This is a genomic window from Mucilaginibacter dorajii, from assembly GCF_024808255.1.
Classification (GTDB): domain Bacteria; phylum Bacteroidota; class Bacteroidia; order Sphingobacteriales; family Sphingobacteriaceae; genus Mucilaginibacter; species Mucilaginibacter dorajii.
Genome location: NZ_JANTYS010000023.1, coordinates 25462 through 41574, shown reverse-complemented (window position 1 = coordinate 41574; position 16113 = coordinate 25462). Strand labels below are relative to the sequence as shown.

General features: G+C 41.1%; 16 protein-coding genes. 12 read left to right on the top strand and 4 right to left on the bottom strand.

The features are described from left to right. The first annotated feature begins 317 nt into the window (after nt 1-317). From FHS10_RS23670 to FHS10_RS23660, 3 genes are read left to right on the top strand one after another with little or no spacing between them, the layout of a single operon-like run. A complete protein-coding gene (locus tag FHS10_RS23670) occupies nt 318-986 on the top strand; it encodes a hypothetical protein (protein WP_259095864.1) in 669 nt (222 codons plus the stop codon). A 57-nt stretch (nt 987-1043) separates the two neighbouring features. Then, nucleotides 1044-1409, top strand: a complete 366-nt coding sequence (locus FHS10_RS23665) for a hypothetical protein (RefSeq protein ID WP_259095862.1) — start codon at nt 1044-1046, stop codon at nt 1407-1409. 16 nt (nt 1410-1425) lie between these two features. Continuing rightward, nucleotides 1426-1818 (top strand): hypothetical protein, encoded by a 393-nt coding sequence (locus FHS10_RS23660; protein ID WP_259095861.1) that lies wholly within the window; start codon nt 1426-1428, stop codon nt 1816-1818. A 229-nt stretch (nt 1819-2047) separates the two neighbouring features. Here the strand turns inward: FHS10_RS23660 and FHS10_RS23655 are convergent, their stop codons facing one another. Continuing rightward, on the bottom strand, nt 2048-2236 hold the full coding sequence (locus FHS10_RS23655) for a hypothetical protein (protein WP_259095859.1): 189 nt from the start codon (nt 2234-2236) through the stop codon (nt 2048-2050). Between the two features lie 524 nt (nt 2237-2760). Here FHS10_RS23655 and FHS10_RS23650 point away from each other — a divergent pair. Continuing rightward, nucleotides 2761-3066: a GIY-YIG nuclease family protein gene (locus FHS10_RS23650; RefSeq protein ID WP_259095856.1), complete on the top strand. Its 306-nt coding sequence runs from the start codon at nt 2761-2763 to the stop codon at nt 3064-3066. 153 nt (nt 3067-3219) lie between these two features. On the opposite strand, the gene FHS10_RS23645 is transcribed toward FHS10_RS23650, so the two are convergent. Then, entirely contained in the window at nt 3220-4170 is a 951-nt protein-coding gene (locus tag FHS10_RS23645) for a hypothetical protein (protein ID WP_259095854.1), read from the bottom strand. Between the two features lie 171 nt (nt 4171-4341). Further along, entirely contained in the window at nt 4342-8037 is a 3696-nt protein-coding gene (locus tag FHS10_RS23640) for an ABC transporter permease (protein ID WP_259095852.1), read from the bottom strand. A gap of 482 nt (nt 8038-8519) precedes the next feature. On the opposite strand from FHS10_RS23640, the gene FHS10_RS23635 reads away from it, so the two are divergent. The 8 genes from FHS10_RS23635 to FHS10_RS23600 all read left to right on the top strand — a co-directional run bounded on the left by FHS10_RS23635 (nt 8520) and on the right by FHS10_RS23600 (nt 14799). Further along, nucleotides 8520-8996 carry a DUF1801 domain-containing protein gene (locus tag FHS10_RS23635; protein WP_259095850.1) on the top strand — a complete coding sequence of 159 codons (477 nt, stop codon included), beginning with the start codon at nt 8520-8522 and terminating at the stop codon, nt 8994-8996. A 382-nt stretch (nt 8997-9378) separates the two neighbouring features. Further along, entirely contained in the window at nt 9379-9954 is a 576-nt protein-coding gene (locus FHS10_RS23630) for a TerD family protein (RefSeq protein WP_259095848.1), read from the top strand. A gap of 8 nt (nt 9955-9962) precedes the next feature. Beyond that, a complete protein-coding gene (locus FHS10_RS23625) occupies nt 9963-10634 on the top strand; it encodes a TerD family protein (RefSeq protein ID WP_259095846.1) in 672 nt (223 codons plus the stop codon). A gap of 175 nt (nt 10635-10809) precedes the next feature. Continuing rightward, on the top strand, nt 10810-11493 hold the full coding sequence (locus tag FHS10_RS23620) for an HAD family hydrolase (protein ID WP_259095844.1): 684 nt from the start codon (nt 10810-10812) through the stop codon (nt 11491-11493). Beyond that, nucleotides 11493-12338, top strand: a complete 846-nt coding sequence (locus tag FHS10_RS23615) for a phosphoribosyltransferase family protein (RefSeq protein WP_259095842.1) — start codon at nt 11493-11495, stop codon at nt 12336-12338. The genes FHS10_RS23620 and FHS10_RS23615 overlap by 1 nt, the downstream gene beginning before the upstream one ends. Continuing rightward, nucleotides 12328-12882 (top strand): TerD family protein, encoded by a 555-nt coding sequence (locus FHS10_RS23610; protein ID WP_259095840.1) that lies wholly within the window; start codon nt 12328-12330, stop codon nt 12880-12882. The genes FHS10_RS23615 and FHS10_RS23610 overlap by 11 nt, the downstream gene beginning before the upstream one ends. Nucleotides 12883-12886: 4 nt before the next feature. Further along, nucleotides 12887-13501 carry a TerD family protein gene (locus tag FHS10_RS23605; protein WP_259095838.1) on the top strand — a complete coding sequence of 205 codons (615 nt, stop codon included), beginning with the start codon at nt 12887-12889 and terminating at the stop codon, nt 13499-13501. A gap of 155 nt (nt 13502-13656) precedes the next feature. Then, entirely contained in the window at nt 13657-14799 is a 1143-nt protein-coding gene (locus FHS10_RS23600) for a toxic anion resistance protein (RefSeq protein ID WP_259095837.1), read from the top strand. A 456-nt stretch (nt 14800-15255) separates the two neighbouring features. On the opposite strand, the gene FHS10_RS23595 is transcribed toward FHS10_RS23600, so the two are convergent. Then, nucleotides 15256-16053 carry an NIPSNAP family protein gene (locus tag FHS10_RS23595; RefSeq protein ID WP_259095836.1) on the bottom strand — a complete coding sequence of 266 codons (798 nt, stop codon included), beginning with the start codon at nt 16051-16053 and terminating at the stop codon, nt 15256-15258. Nucleotides 16054-16113: the final 60 nt, after the last annotated feature.

The following is a 16113-nucleotide window of genomic DNA, read 5'->3' as shown; positions in this document are numbered from 1 at the left end:
CACATTCGCTGTCTCTGTCTTTATATACCTTTCGTTTATGCTGCGCTTACACTTGGTCTGCCGACCAGGTGACGCTTGCAACGCTCAATATTTATAAAGCCAGCCGCTCATATCGTTAGGCTCACCTGCGCCTCGTCGAGGACTTCACAACTGTCATGGCGTTTGAAAAGCCCAAGCTACAGCCCTAAGAAGTCAAACGCAACGCCAGTTTTTTGTGTGAAGCATTCTTTGTGGTCGCACTTCGTGCTGTCTCCACAAAGATCCTCTCCTCTATTCGCAGCGGCTCGCAGACTTTAGATAAATGCTATATTTACGATATGAAGGATTCTCAACTTACTGATAGGATAGAATATCTATATGACATAGCAAAAGTCGCAATAGCAAATCGCATTGGCGGAAGTGTTAGAGAGACAGATTATGTCAGCCAACCCGATTATATCGCGTTTAAAGCGGCTGCTCTTTCTTTTATAGATTCCCTTTATGGTACCGAACACTCTTATTACAGACTATTCATGGGCGCTGTAAATAATACTTACGTTAGTAATATAGAAAGTGGAATGAAGGTTCTCGCTGCAATAAAACATGAAATCGATAACGGTTGGCTCACTACTGTTAAGCAACTGGTCACAGCCGAAGTGTTTTCTAACTTCTTGGAAATGGCAGAGCATCTACTTGATGAGGGTTACAAAGATGCGGCTGCTGTGATGATAGGCTCTGTGCTAGAAGAACACCTTCGGCAGCTTTGTGCAACTTATGGGGTTGATACACATGTTATAAAAGGGACAGACAATGTTCCTAAAAAGGCCTCTACTATTAATGAAGATCTAAAAAAGGCCGGAGCATATGGCCCAATACAAGTAAAGCAGGTTACTGCTTGGTTTGGTACCAGAAATAGTGCAGCACATGGTCATTATGGCGAGTATACTTTGGCTGAAGTCAAGATAATGTATCAAGGAGTGCTGAATTTCCTTTCGGAGGTAAAATAAATGTTTGGCAGTAAAGCTGTGTCTATTTACGTTTAGCTATTTTTCTTATCTTTAATCATGGAGTATAACGCTACAATTACCTTATCCAGTGCCTGTGTAGAGGCAATCCGCGACGGCGACGTTAATATGTTAGACATCCTATACGAAGAATTAGATGGTCATATAGCTATAGAAAAAATGTTAGCACAGTACCATAGTGGAGCTTCAATATCGTTTAAAATCGATGAAGGCTCATTAGATATCGATACGGATGGATTTGGAGAGTTCAGTGTTGAGTACATAAAGCACGTTTATAGTGGCTGTAAAGATGTCGATATGGACGAAGAGCATGAAATGCTTATTGAAATTGTGCTTAATATGCTGTCAGCGCAAGCTACACTCAGTGGCGAAGACATTTTAGAAAGGGAACCCGATACATACTAACTTAAAATTATTAAACATGGAAAACGATATCGACAATATGCTTAACCCAAACGCCAGCTACAATGATCTTGAGGGTAAGGCTCAACTATCTTGGGATATAGACGAAAGCATGGGCTTAGAAACCGTCGCCAAGAAATGTAATATTGACACCTCAAGGTATGAGGCCATTGGTTTAAGCTTGGGGTTTCACCAGGAGAGCTTTTACCTCAACCTAATGCTAGCTGATAGACAACCTTTGCCCAATGGTAAGCGAAAAGTAAACAGTGTTCTAACCGACATAAGCTATGAGGACTTTTTCGGACTTGTTAAAGAACTTGATGTAAATCTTTTTGAACGCTTTGTCAATCATAGGGAGCTTTACCAATACGGTGGAGAGGAAGACATCGATAACGTAACTATTGTTTCCTAATCAACATTAGTTGCTCGCTGGTAAATATTATCTAACGGGATTCCTGCAAATTATACTCAATCATTATGACACCTCTTTTTAATTCATCAAGCGACTTTTAGCTTATAAGACAATAGGAATAGCACGAACTCATTGCCGTTCAAGGCTAGAATCCAAGAAAATAACTTACCCCTTATATAAGGATTTTTGCTGTTTTGTTGGATGGGCTTAAGAAGGGAAGCTAAGTGCGTTAATTATCAGTTACCACCAAGGTGTCACTAATATAAGCAACAGAGAGCGTCTCATACTTTACTAAGGCTGTCCTTGCCTTTTTAAGATCATATTGCAACTGACGCAGCAACTTTTTAACTTCCGTTATCTCGGCCAAGCAAAATGATTCGTCTTTAAGTAGCTTTTCGTACTCTGTATGTACTGTCATATCTCAAAGGTATGGTTAAATAGCTCAGCTGGTTCAGAGCGCATTGATAGTATCGTTGTTAAGCTTCCCTATTGGTTACAGGCGTAGATGGGGTGAAGGAATGAATTACTCTGCAAAGTTACGCTTCTCGCTGCTGTAGCGTGCAAGAGCTTCCGGCATAAACCCACAAGCCACAGCACCACCCATTTATTCCTTTGCCTCTTGCACTTGGTTGCTCTAAGCGTGGAGGGTTCCGTAATTCATTCCAATCACTTAATCAAAAACTATATGGAAAACTCGACCTGAGACTCATTGTCTACTAATAAGAAATAGCTTAGTTTCGCTTAACAGTTCATCAATTTATTTACAAGGTTGCCTTGTTTGCACATAGCTTGCACAAGTGTACATACATAGTTAAAAATAGGCTTTATCGTGGTAGGAACGAAGATGTGACTTAATGCTTACAAGCAGAGGGTCACTGGTTCGAACCCAGTAACTCCCACTTAAAGCCCCACAGAAATGTGGGGCTTTTTTATTTTGAAACTATGTTTTTCGCCTGCATCCTTTACTCATCATCAAAAGACAAGTATTACGTCGGATCAACTGCCGATATTGGCGAACGCATCCGAAAACACAACACCAATCATTCAGGATTTACAGGTAAAACTGGGGATTGGGTTTTGAAATGGTCGGAATCATTTATAACTAAGGAGGGGGCTGGCAAACGGGAACGGCAAATTAAAGGTTGGAAAAGCCGTAAGATGATAGAAAATTTATTATTGGAGGTTAGCTTAGCCGGTTCAGAGCATCCCGATTTTACATCGGGAGGGCCACTGGTTCGAACCCAGTAACTCCCACATAACAAAAGTCTCTTAGAGATAATCTAAGGGGCTTTTTTTGTGGAGTTTAGGGTGGGTTGGCTTACAAGCTCCGTTTTTGCAATTCGATATTCAACTCGTTTATGCCTGAATTAGCTGATAATTTGAGTTTCAATAAGTCTTTATTTAAGGATAAGCAATTCCCTCAACGTGAATATTTATAAGGCTTGTGTGAGGCATATTTAATGTTTTTCCTGGAGTTACCTTCAAATAATACTTAAGATAACTATTCATAACAGCCTGTGATTCATGAACATACTGTTCCCTGAATGATTCACCAAAAAAAGCAATTAAGGGTTCCCCATAGTGCATTTGTCCCTTCTCATCAACATATATAGAAAATGAATAATAAAAATTTGTGTATGCTTTATTGATAGTAATATTAAACGTTGGATCAAAGTAATCATCAGAAGTGTCGAAATTATTAAAAAGATCTCCTTCCGCTTTCCATTTTTTTACTTTTACTGATGGACTTTTGCTTATTAACGCAACCGGTTGTCTTGCTGCAAAAGCCTTTTTTATGTCGGTGTTAGCTTTGATTACCAATGATTTTATAAACAAACTATCTTTTCGACTGGCACGTTTAAGTATAGTTGTATCACTTCGGAGTACATTTTTTACATAATTATCAGCGTAAAAGGTCATATAAATCCCAACGCCTCTAATGTCGACACTGTCACCCTGGGCTTTAAGCATTTCCAGCACGAGGCTGTCTTTACTCATCTTTCGTACTTTTAGCCAGGTTCTGGCTGTGTTAAAAACAGAGTCATAACCCCGTGAGAGCGGAAAATTAAAAAAACGTTTTTTACTGGGGCTATATATACTTACCGAATCATCTGAAACGAAATTTACTTTCCACTGAGGTTCTAACTGGTAACCATACTCACTAAATGAGAGGCCATTTTTTAGACGCCGATTTATCTCAGTGTAACTAATTCCTTCTATTGATTTAAAAGAGATCAAATCCTTCTCGCCATTATGCTTAACAATATTAGGATTATTATTGCTGCAGCCAATAATTATAGTGGCATAGACCAATAATAGCGTTAACACGAAGGTTATTACATTTTGCTTCATGAACAGTGTTTTAAATAAGATAATAATATTGTTTTTTGATCTATAGAGAATCCGGTACCATAATGGATGGTTTTGAGGAATTGTATGTATCTGGTAGTTTTGATCTTTAGGACTTGAAATATTATATCCTCAAAAAAAACATGTAAGCATGATTACCCTCATCTTACCAATTTATTCATTTCGCAAACTCTTTACCGGATTGGCCATACCAGCCCTAATGGTTCGGAAACTTAAGGTAAATAATCCTGCAAGCAGCATCCCTGCGCCGCTGATAACGAATACCCACCAGCTAATAGCTACATGGTCAGCAAAGTTTTCCATCCATTTATTTACTACGTACCACGCAATTGGCGTTACTATGATAAAAGCAATTAAAATAAGCGATATCAGTTCAGTTGATAGAAGGATTACTATTTGCGCAACACTGGCACCAAATACTTTGCGTATGCCAATTTCCTTTGTTCGCTGGTTGGTAGTGTAAATGGCAAGACCTAACAGCCCAAGACAGCTAATCAATATGGAGAAACCTGTTGCCCAGGCGAGCAGGGTTGAGGTGTGTTGTTCTTCGTCGTAAAACCGCGCTATCGTTTCGTCGTAAAAATGGCAATCAAAATCATCGTCGGGATAAGCCTTCTTCCAGGCCTTACCCATATTTGTAATGGCCGTTTTCCACTCCTTACCGCCTGCGGTTTCAGGTTTCAAACTAACATGTAACGTCATCATTGGTCGGGGGATTGGACTACCCGATGTTATGATTGAAGGATAAATGGTGGAATGCAGCGACCGCTGATTAAAATCGGCAACTACGCCAATAATACTAACTTTTCGGCCATCAAACCAATTCAATTGCTTTCCGATAGCTTCACGGGGGATAGTAAAGCCTAATATTTTAGCGTAAGTATTATTAATGATGATGGCTTTCCCAGTGTCGGCTTGGGTTATGTTTCTGCCGGCAAGCAATTTTATCTGGTATATTTTGATGTAGTTTTCATCAGCAGACTTAACTATTATTTCTTCTGTTGTAATTTGCTTTTTTCCGTCGTCATAAGTCATGCGCGTCCTGTTAAATGCATCAGCCGAAGGCGGGTCGTTACCTAAACCCACAAGGGCAACCTGCGGCATCAACCGGAATTCGTTCAGCAGTACCTCGTTTGTGCTGACCTTACTGGTTTGCCAGGGCGTATTAATAAGCAAGATAGCATCTTTTTTAAACCCGAGGTTTTTATGTAAGGCGTAATAAATTTGTTGGCTTACCAAAATGGTAGCCATTATAAAAAATTGGGCTACAATAAACTGCGAAACCGTAAGCGACTTGCGGAGCCACGCATTTCGTGTTTTATTGGTATTGCCCTGCACCTGGTTTTTTAGCACCGTTACCGGCTTGTAACCTGATAATACCATTGCGGGATAAAAACCCGACAAAATAGTTATCACAATGATCAAAATCAGCAGGAAGAGTATGATATTCGGCTGCAGAATATTTGCATGAATATCGGGGGATATAACGTCGGCAAACATTTTTAAAATAACCGGCGCAAGCAATACCGATATGCAAACCGCAAAGGATGTTATAAAAAATGTTTCTCCTAAAAACTGAGCTACTAATTGTATCCGGCTACTGCCCAAAGTTTTGAGTATCCCGATTTCTTTTGCTCTTTGGGCGGCCTGGGCCGTAGTTAAATTCACATAATTGATACATGCCAGCAACAACAAAAAGATAGCGCTGGCCAATAATCCGTAAAGTGTTGTTTTGCTGGCTGGCCATGAGAAATTAAAAATATTGTAGTCGGGATTGAAGTGAATATCATCCAGTGGCTGCAAGGCCAGATCCACGATGGGTGCAGGCATTTTTTGTTCGGCACGCGGTGGATTACTTTTCTTGAAAATGGTATTGATCTGTTTTACCACCCCGGGGGCCTGAGTACCCGGCGCCAACTTTACAAAAACCTGTGATGCCGAAGAGATTCTTTCCCAATTCCTTATATACAGATCATCAGCTAAATGCTTATTAGCTGTGGCGGTACTAAAGGAGATAAAATCGTGAAAGGTAAAGTCGCTATTTTCGGTAAACGTTTCAACTATGCCACTGACTGTTGTCTTAAGGCTATCATATATAACTACTTTACCAATCATTTCATGATATGATACCCCCGGGAAGTAAAGCCTGGCTTGTTGGGATGTTAACACTACCTGGCCGGGCTCATCAAGCACGTGTTGCGATGAGCCGGCAAGCCATGTATAATTAAAAATTTTGAAATATTGCTGATCAACAAGTGTTATCCTGTCCGGGTCTTTGAACCGTTTTTGTGCATTTTTATCTTTGTCGATATAGACAAAATGAGGCGACAGTGAATATACCGGCGTAATTTCCTCTATTCCTGTAGCCTGGCTTTTAATCGCCTCCGCCAGTGGGCCAGGTCCGCCACTCAAATAGTTTTTATGCCCCTGAAATGATATGTTCATAACAACGCGGTAAATCCGGTCGCTGTCTTTGTGAAATTTATCAAACGTAAAATCGTGGAGTACAATAAAGTAAATAGCCAGGAAAGCGCTTAAGCCGATGGATAAACCAATAATATTTATCAGTGTAAACAGCTTATGCCTCCAAAATCCGCGGAATGCTATTTTAAAATAAGTTTTAAACATACGACTGCCGATTAATTTTTCATGTCTCCACCCCGGAGGGTTTACATGGCTCAATATTAGCGGCATAGTTTGGGTAAAACCTCTCAAGTTATAAGATGGGATAACTTTTTGAAGGTGGTTTTTATATTCTAAAGGGGTTTTGCCTGTAAATTGCTTAAAAATACGATGAAAGCTGCTTTGCGAATTAAAGCCTGACTCATAGGCAAGACCAAGCAGTGTGATATGATCATGCGACGGGTCCTGCATTTTGAGTGCAACCTCGCGAACACGGTATTCATTGATAAAATCGTTGAAGCTTTTTTTGAAAACTGTATTAATAATTCGGGATACTTCATGAGTATGCAATCCAAGTTTTTCAGCAAGAGAGCTCAGGCTTAATTCCGCATCCCGGTAGTGCCCTTTTTCCTTTACTTCCATTTTTAACCAGGATCCTTTTTGCTTCAGATCTGCCGGTAATAATAGCTTTACGGTAGTATCCGCCTTCTCAGGAGTTTCTGCTTTTAAATGGCTCTTTGCAGCAATCCAAATGATCAGGGATATGAAAAGAAGGCACAAAGGGAAATAATACTGTGCTCCTGATTTATCGTGGTAATAAAAATAGTCAACCGCTGTAAACGGTATCCATAGTAACCATAGCATACCGAATGCGGTAAGGAAACGATCCAGCCATAGTAACTCGTTGCGGTAACGGTCGCCCTCATGAAATTTTAAACGCTGATAAAAGTGTCCTATCTGCCTGTGAGCCAGGTAAAGGTAAATTGTGACCGAAACAAACGCCAGCAATTGCAATACCGGATTCAGTTGCTGAAAGGCCGGCGTTTTATAAGTAGCTGCACCGCTATTTATACTATCCCTCACTTCCAATGCCTGGCCGCCAAATTCCAGCAGCAACGGACTAAAATGCAGCAGATCCTTAGACTGGAATTTATAATCAGGCCGAGTTATTTTAAGCACGTAAAAGAAAATAAGAGGGCCAAAAGCAAGCGAAAATTGCAGTGGCAGCAGGCTCCAGTTAGTAATGTAAGTTGACAGGCCGACGTCAATGCCCAATATCCGGACTATCCACAAAACAATCGTAACCATCGCCAGGGCCAAAAGCCGGTTTGCAGCCAGGTTTGTCCTTTTGGTGAACCATAAAAGCAGGATAAACGTGAGCGCGATAAAGATCGTACCCAAAAGAGCCAGGTCGTAGGTATTGATATGGAAAGTATATGTATCCATTTGAAATATTAAAACTCAATCGCGCTTACCAACTTGTAACTTATTGATATATATAAGTATGTTGAATGAATATTGATATTTACAATTTTATCGTAAATTATTAAAAACAATGCTCAAAAATGGAGAGTTTTATAATATTAGTTATTTGAAAGTCAATTAATTTGTTTTATTAACAATCAATCTCGTCCCAACAAAGTAACAATTTGTTTTAAACACTTTAAGCGCAAGCAATTTTAAATATTATAGGGTTCAGGGACAGTAACTTCCACATTAACAAAAGCCTCTTAGAGATAATCTAAGGGGTTTTGTTGCGGGCTTTTCTCCGTTTTTTATTCCCAACAGGCCGGTGTTAATGGGGATAATCATAAATAAAACGGATCAATAAAAAAAGTATATTTATCATATAATGACAATCTATAAAAAGCTTGTGAGTTATTGATTGCAATAAGGGAAAGGTTTTATAAAAAACTAAAACGGTAGTCATGCCTAAAGAAGAAGTAGCCAGCCTGCTCAGGTTTTTGTATGAGTTTAAACCCGATGTACGTGAAAAAGTGATCTGGCTGCGCGAGTTTGTGTGGGATTTATACCCGCAAGCCAACGAGCTCATTTATGATAATTATAATGCGCTGGCCCTGGGCTGGTCGGTAACAGAAAAGCTTGGGCAAACATTTTGTTCTATAGCAGTATACCGCAGTAGCCAGGGCATTCATTTTGGCTTTTACTGGGGTTCTGAACTTGAAGATCCGCGAAAACTTTTGTTGGGTAACGGAAACCAGTACCGATACCTTTTTTTTGAAAACCGGGATGATTTCCCGCTGGAGTATGTAACCGGGTTAATAGAACAGGCCTGGCATAACGCCTTACAAAAAGTTAAAAGCCCAAAAGATATTGTGCACGGCAAAACCATTCTTAAAATGACGTCGCCTGTTAAACGGGAAAAAAAGGCAAAAACGAAGTAATATCATTTCCTGACCAAGGCCACCACTTGTTTGATTTGCATATCCGGTGTTTTACGTTGCTTCTACTTCAAACCCCCGCCTACACTGGTGACAGAATACCACCACCACTGATAATCAAAGTCAAAATGCACTTTGATGGACTTTTCTGTGTTGCACCTGATAGCCGGAAGTGTTGCGGAGTGTTTCACTTGTTGCGCAACGCAACAGTTTTACACGAAGTTACTAAGCATACCATCGGTTGCGTCCTTCATTTTATTTTCATCTTTCATATTAAAAAAACATATACCTTGGTATGTTAGTTTAAACCTATTACAAGCAAAAATCACATGCATTTTCGTAACATTACAGGGGCTTGCATGTCTATAAATAAACATTTACTACAATGGCAATTAATCTTCAAAAAGGACAAAAAATAGATATCGGTTTATCAAGGATGACAGTTGGTTTGGGCTGGAACCCAAATGAAGGCACAGGTTATGATTTCGACCTCGATGTATCGGCCATCATGATTGACGCTAACCGATTTGTACCACAGGATGAGTTCTTTGTGTTTTATAATAATGTGGATTCGCCCGATTCTGCTGTTCACCATACCGGTGATGACCCATCAGGCGGCAACAGCGATGGCGGCGATGATGAATCTATCAATGTTGATCTGACTAAAGTTGACGGCAAGATCCAGGAAATTTTATTTGTAGTTACCATTCACGAAGCACAGCCCCGCCATCAAAATTTTGGCCAGGTGCGCGATTCATACATCCGCATTGTGGATGAACTTACCGGATCGGAAGTTTGTAAGTATGAATTAGGCGAAGATTTTTCGATAGAGACCGCTATTGAGTTTGGCAGGCTTTACCGCCGCGGTGGTGCCTGGAAATTTGAGGCATCGGGCGTGGGTTATAAAGAAGACCTGGCCTTCTTTTTAAGCAAATATTTTAAAGGACAGATCATTAAATAAGCACGGCTATGGCAATTAATCTGGTAAAAGGTCAAACTATCGACCTGCGTAAAAATGATAAAGGCGAAAGCTTCGACCTTTCTTCGGTAACCATTGGCCTGGGATGGGATGTAAGACAAACACACAGCGGTGGCTTTTTAGGCAAGCTGTTTGGCGGCGCGGCCGAAGAAAAAGAATATGACCTGGATGCGATAGCTTTCCTGTTAGATAAAAATGGTCGCGTGGCCGATAGAGGTCGCACAGCCATTAAACCCAATGGCAATAAAGTAAGCTTATTTGAGGGCGATGTGGTTTACTTTAACTCTATGAAACACCCATCAAACAACATCTGGCTTACAGGCGATAACCGCACAGGTGCCGGCGATGGCGATGATGAGCAGATTATTGTAAAGCTGGATTCGCTCGACCCTAAGTTCGACCGTATCCTGTTCATCGTAGCGATATACCAGGGGCAGCGCAACAACCAGCACTTTGGTATGGTGGAGAATGCTTTTATCCGCGCGGTTGATAACCACGGTAAAGAGATAGCTAAATTCAGCCTGTCTGGCGATTCAACTTACAACGGCATGTGCTCTATGAAATTTGCCGAAGTTTACCGCAAAGACGGCACCTGGAAATTCCGCGCTATTGGTGAACCGTTTGCTACTGATAACTTTTTAGAATTACTTAAGCAATATTAAAGATTTAGAATCAAGAGTTAAGAGTCAAGAATCAAGAGAGCTGCGCTTATCCGGAGGGATTTTAAGGCCTTGATTCTTGATTTTGCTCTTAGAGAAGAATCAGAGACACAAGCCGCGTTAAAGTGCAGCTGTCTTGATTCTTGACTCTTGGTTCTTGACTCTATCAAAACCCTGCATGTACCACCATTATTCCTTTGATCTTTGGCTTACGCTAATTAAATCAAACCCTTATTTTAAAATTGAGCGCACCAAGATCTTTCACCGGGATTTTAATCCGGGAGGCAAGAGTATAGATGAGGTAGCCAAAGCCTTCAGGCAGGTTGATTTGATGTGCAATGCTGTAAATGAAAACACCGGCAAAAATATTGACGCCGATGAAATGTACCTGATGGTGATTAGCCTGATCAATGATAACCAACTACCACTTGCCGATATTGATACCGGTAAGCTTTACCAGGATATGGAGAAACTGCTGTTCTACTACCTGCCGGTGGTATACTCCTCTGTAACAATTGCTACATTGAGGCATCTAAAACAAAAAGAAGGTGTTACCTTTAGTTTATTAAGTAACACTGGCTTTATAAAAGGCGCAACATTAAGAAAGGTGCTGGTTGAATTACAGCTAAGTGAATACTTTGATTTTCAGCTATACTCAGACGAAGTGGGGATGTCAAAACCAAACCCGGCTTTGTTTGCTTTAATGCTACAACAGATCAATACAAATAGAAATATAGACTTAAGTAATATCATCCATGTAGGCGATAACCCGCGGGCCGATGTAGAAGGCGCTAATGCGGCAGGTATAAAAAGTTTGCTTATTAACTCAAACAACCAATCGATTTTAAGCTTAGTAAGCTAATGAACACTACCTTTTCATTACATCATATTGATAACGCAAGCGGTTTTGGCTTTTGCCCGGATAGCTACAGCAGGTTTAAGTTTGGCGATGAAACCATAGCCCGTGAATTTGGCAACACCCTTGCCAAGGGTTTTATTGAACAGGTTTTATCAAAACAACCCATCGCGCAGCAAATTGTGGTAATTTCAAGTCCGTACTCGTTTATTCCTACCGCTACCTTTGCCATGAAAACCTGGTTTGTGTACCGGCTTAACCGCTGGCTGGCACAGCATGGCTACCCCGTGGTACAGGAAACCAAAGTACACCGTACCATTACCTACAAAGAAGATTATGGCGAACTAAATGCCGAGCAGCGAATGAGCCTGATTGGTAACGATTCGTTTCATATTGATAAAGATTTTTTGGCAAATAAGACACTGATCTTTTTAGATGATATTAAGATCACCGGCAGCCATGAGCGGATGATCATGAAAATGGTGGACGAATATGGATTGCATAACGATATTTATATGCTTTACTTTGCCGAACTGGTAAATAAAAACATCCACCCCAATATTGAGAATTTTTTGAATTACCACCAGGTGAAAACTATTTTCGACCTGGAGCCTATTATTCAAAGCGGCAGTTTTACCATTAACACCCGGATAGTAAAATACATATTGAATTACAATCCCGAATGTTTCGGTATTTTTATACAAAACCAATCAACAGATTTTGTAAACTTGCTATATGATATGGCTTTAGGCAACGGCTACCATACTATTGAGGCATATGCCCAAAACCTTACCTTTATTACCGACAACCTATTTATAAACAATAAAACTTTAATTAAACATGGCAATTAATTTGCAAAAAGGCCAGCGCGAAAGCATCCATGCCCCTAAATTTACCATTGGGCTGGGCTGGGATACCAATAGCTCATCAACAGGCAGCGCGTTCGATTTGGATGCTTCTGTTTTTATTTTGGGTGATAATAAAAGACTGGTAGCCGATGAATATTTTGTTTTCTATAATAACCTAAAATCGCCGGATAGCGCGGTTGAGCATACAGGCGATAACCTTACCGGTGATGGCGATGGTGATGACGAGCAGGTAAAGGTTGATCTATCTAAAGTTGATTCAAAGGTTTCCGAGATCTGCATTGTGGTAACCATTCATGAAGCCGAGGCACGCAGGCAGAATTTTGGCCAGGTTCGCAACTCCTTCATCCGCGTTTTTGATGCCGAAACAGGTGCCGACATCCTGAAATACGAGCTGGAAGAAGATTTTTCTATAGAGACAGCCGTGGAGTTTGGCCGGATCTACAAAAAAGATAATAACTGGAAATTTGAAGCTGTAGGCGTAGGCATGAAAGGCGGCTTGCAGGATTATTTAAACAAATACCAATAAAACTATGGCAATTAATCTTCAAAAGGGGCAGCGCATCAGCCTCGAAAAAAGTAACGGCAGCAAATTACAAAGTGTTTGTGTAGGCATTAACTGGGGCGCCATTGAAAAGAAAGGCCTGTTTGGCTTTGGTACCACCAAAGAAGCGGTTGATCTTGACGCCAGCTGTGCTTTGTTTGACGAAAGCAAACGCCTGATAGATGTAGTCTATTTTGGCAACCTGCGTGCAAAAGATGGTTCGGTACGCCATAGCGGCGATGACCTTACCGGCGATATGGATGGTAACGACGGCCTGGATAACGAAGTGATCACGGTTGATCTTTCAGCCATAAGTCCGGCTGTAAGCTACGTTGCTTTTATGCTGAACAGTTTTCGCGGGCAGGATTTTGGGTCCATCCCTTTTGCGTCTATCCGTATTTATGAAGGTACGCCAATACGTGTTAACGAGGTTTTTGCAAGCTATGATATTGCACACAGCAAGGAGTTTGCGGGCCATGTATCAATGGTGTTGGGCGTGTTTTACAAAAAGAACGGCGAGTGGAAGTTTAACGCCATTGGCGAACCAACCCGCGACCGTAAACTGGAAGAAACCGTACGTACCGTAGGACAGAATTATTTATAATAAGTTTTGAGTAGTGAGTGATGAGTTTTGAGTGTTTGTTTCGTGTTAACTTCAAAAATCGTGTCACTATTCAATAGTAAGTTTAATGTTTAACAGCTGATGTTAAGTGGTTCTTAAACTCACCACTCATAACTCACCACTTAAAACTCAAAAAAATGGAAGGTTCACCTAATAACAACCCGATAAATATAACTCCAATCAACCTGGATATTACCCCGGCACCAGGTACTACCACCCCGGTAAAATTACTGGATAAGGAAGGCAACGTTGATTTAACCAACATTACCCCAACCGATGTACAAAAATACGGCGAGGTAGCCAAAGCGCTCGACCCTAAGGATGTCAATTCCATCCTTAACTATGGTACCGATGTGCAGGCATCCATGGAAAAGTATAGCAATAACTTTTTAACATCGGTACGCACCTACAACTCGGGGGAGGTTGGCCTGCTGATCAATGATCTGCTTACCGAACTTAATTACATCGATGTAGATGAGTTGAACCAAAACGCGTTCACCTCTTTTATATCGCATATCCCTTTTGTTAAAAAGCTGGTATTTGATGCCAAAAAACTTTTCCAAAAGTATGATACGGTGATTAACAACATTGACAAAATCACCAATAAGATTAAAGCAGGCAGGGTTAATTCCTTAAAAGATAATAGCTCATTGCAAACCATGTTTGATAGCAATGTGACTTACATCCACCAAATGGAAGAGTTAATCATTTCTGGCCAGTTAAAATACAACGAGCTGAGCGAGCAGTTAGCCCAAATGGATGCAAATCCATCAGCCTATAATGATTATGAAATTGCCGATCTGCGCGATTTTGTAAACCGCCTGGATAAACGCCTGGCCGATTTGAAAGTGGTACGGTTCATTATGATGCAGTCGCTTGCGCAGATCCGCGTAGTGCAAAGCAATAATACCACCATTGCCGAGAAAGCACAGTCGATAGTATCAACTACCATCCCGGTTTGGAAAAACCAGTTGACCATAGCTGTGGCCCTAAACCGCCAGAAGGAAAACGTGGAGATGCAGAAAAAGATCTCGGATACTACCAACACCATTCTGCAAAAGAACGCCGAGTTGCTTAAACAAAACAGTATTGACGTAGCCCGTGAGAATGAAAAGACCGTTGTATCATTAGATACGCTTAAACGTACCACCGCATCGTTAATTGAAACGCTTACCGAGGTTAAACGCATTCATGATGAAGGTACCGCTAACCGCAAAACGTTGAATACCGAATTGCAGAATCTGGAAGTGGAATTAAAGAAACACGTGACCAACGCGTAAACAAACGCCAGACTTACGAAGTTTTAAAAACTTCGTAAGTCTGGGATCTACACCATGTCATTGCGAGGCACGAAGCAATCGCATGCTATACAGGGCGGATTTGCACAATTCGCGATTGCTTCGTTCCTATCCATGACAAGTCCACCATGTCATTGCGAGGCACGAAGCAATCGCATGCTCTACAGGGCGGATCTGCATAGTTCGCGATTGCTTCGTTCCTCGCAATGACATAGCTTTATGTTGTCATTCCACCTTCAGATTTTCGCGAAATTTTACAACTCGCAATGACATAGCTTTATATCGTCATTCCACTTTCAGAATTTCGCGAAATTTTATTAATCAGAATGACAGGTGGATAGGGCCGTTTGCTACGTCATTTTCCCCTTCACAGTCCACAGATTCTAAAACTCGCAATTAACGACTTGTTTTTCCATTTTTAAACAGCGTCTAAAACAACTACACCTGCGAATACGCTGTAGGTACCAGTAGGGTTGATGTAATTTTACTCACCAGCAAGGCATCAGCATATTCGGGCACGCTGCTGATTTTTTTCCACTGAGGGTCGGCAACAAATGCTTTCCAGTGGGCATCCTTCGCCGCCAGGTCGTCAAAGGTGATCATGTAGGTAAGATTAGGCCTAAGCGGCCCAATCACAGTTTCGCCCCAAAAAACAGGCTTAAAGCCCAAGCGTTTAAAAATGTCTATTTCGCCCTGGTCGTTAAACATTTCAATTTTCTTTTTACCGGCCGCTTCACTTGCGCTTTGGTATTGCCTAAGCTCAAAAATACGACTCGTTTTTGCAGGCGCCACCAGGTGAGGCATATTTTTAAAGGCCTTCATTAATGAACTTTCAATACGCTCATAAGCGGGGGCGCTGGCAGGCGCGTTCAAATAGGCTGCACCAAGGTTCTGGTATGTCTTGTCGCCGTCAAGCACGGTTTGCAGGCTGTCTATTTTATCAAGCGTGCTGTATTGTGTAAGCACAAATATTTTGGTTTGCCCATCGGGTTTAAGCTCGGTAAATACACCAACATGGTCAATACCATGACTTTTAACCGCGGGGATATAGGCCTTTTGCAAGTAATCCTCTACCAGTTTTTGCTGGGTTTCATTTTTGAGGGTGTAAACCCGTAACTCATAAAAATCATTCATTGCTGCCGCCGTATTCATGGTTATAGCTTTGCTTATAGTTGGTAACGCGGTGGCAACCGCGCCGCCTATGATGGTTTGTTTTACAAATGAACGTCTTTTCATGGAGTATTAATATTGGTTTATAAATATACAGCCAATTTATCCACATGAGCAGGTAGTTGC

Bases quoted from the DNA above. Each gene is read 5' to 3' on its own strand.
- FHS10_RS23670 (WP_259095864.1), top strand. From the start codon at position 318: ATGAAGGATTCTCAACTTACTGATAGGATAGAATATCTATATGACATA.
- FHS10_RS23665 (WP_259095862.1), top strand. From the start codon at position 1,044: ATGGAGTATAACGCTACAATTACCTTATCCAGTGCCTGTGTAGAGGCA.
- FHS10_RS23660 (WP_259095861.1), top strand. From the start codon at position 1,426: ATGGAAAACGATATCGACAATATGCTTAACCCAAACGCCAGCTACAAT.
- FHS10_RS23655 (WP_259095859.1), bottom strand. From the start codon at position 2,236: ATGACAGTACATACAGAGTACGAAAAGCTACTTAAAGACGAATCATTT.
- FHS10_RS23650 (WP_259095856.1), top strand. From the start codon at position 2,761: ATGTTTTTCGCCTGCATCCTTTACTCATCATCAAAAGACAAGTATTAC.
- FHS10_RS23645 (WP_259095854.1), bottom strand. From the start codon at position 4,170: ATGAAGCAAAATGTAATAACCTTCGTGTTAACGCTATTATTGGTCTAT.
- FHS10_RS23640 (WP_259095852.1), bottom strand. From the start codon at position 8,037: ATGGATACATATACTTTCCATATCAATACCTACGACCTGGCTCTTTTG.
- FHS10_RS23635 (WP_259095850.1), top strand. From the start codon at position 8,520: ATGCCTAAAGAAGAAGTAGCCAGCCTGCTCAGGTTTTTGTATGAGTTT.
- FHS10_RS23630 (WP_259095848.1), top strand. From the start codon at position 9,379: ATGGCAATTAATCTTCAAAAAGGACAAAAAATAGATATCGGTTTATCA.
- FHS10_RS23625 (WP_259095846.1), top strand. From the start codon at position 9,963: ATGGCAATTAATCTGGTAAAAGGTCAAACTATCGACCTGCGTAAAAAT.
- FHS10_RS23620 (WP_259095844.1), top strand. From the start codon at position 10,810: ATGTACCACCATTATTCCTTTGATCTTTGGCTTACGCTAATTAAATCA.
- FHS10_RS23615 (WP_259095842.1), top strand. From the start codon at position 11,493: ATGAACACTACCTTTTCATTACATCATATTGATAACGCAAGCGGTTTT.
- FHS10_RS23610 (WP_259095840.1), top strand. From the start codon at position 12,328: ATGGCAATTAATTTGCAAAAAGGCCAGCGCGAAAGCATCCATGCCCCT.
- FHS10_RS23605 (WP_259095838.1), top strand. From the start codon at position 12,887: ATGGCAATTAATCTTCAAAAGGGGCAGCGCATCAGCCTCGAAAAAAGT.
- FHS10_RS23600 (WP_259095837.1), top strand. From the start codon at position 13,657: ATGGAAGGTTCACCTAATAACAACCCGATAAATATAACTCCAATCAAC.
- FHS10_RS23595 (WP_259095836.1), bottom strand. From the start codon at position 16,053: ATGAAAAGACGTTCATTTGTAAAACAAACCATCATAGGCGGCGCGGTT.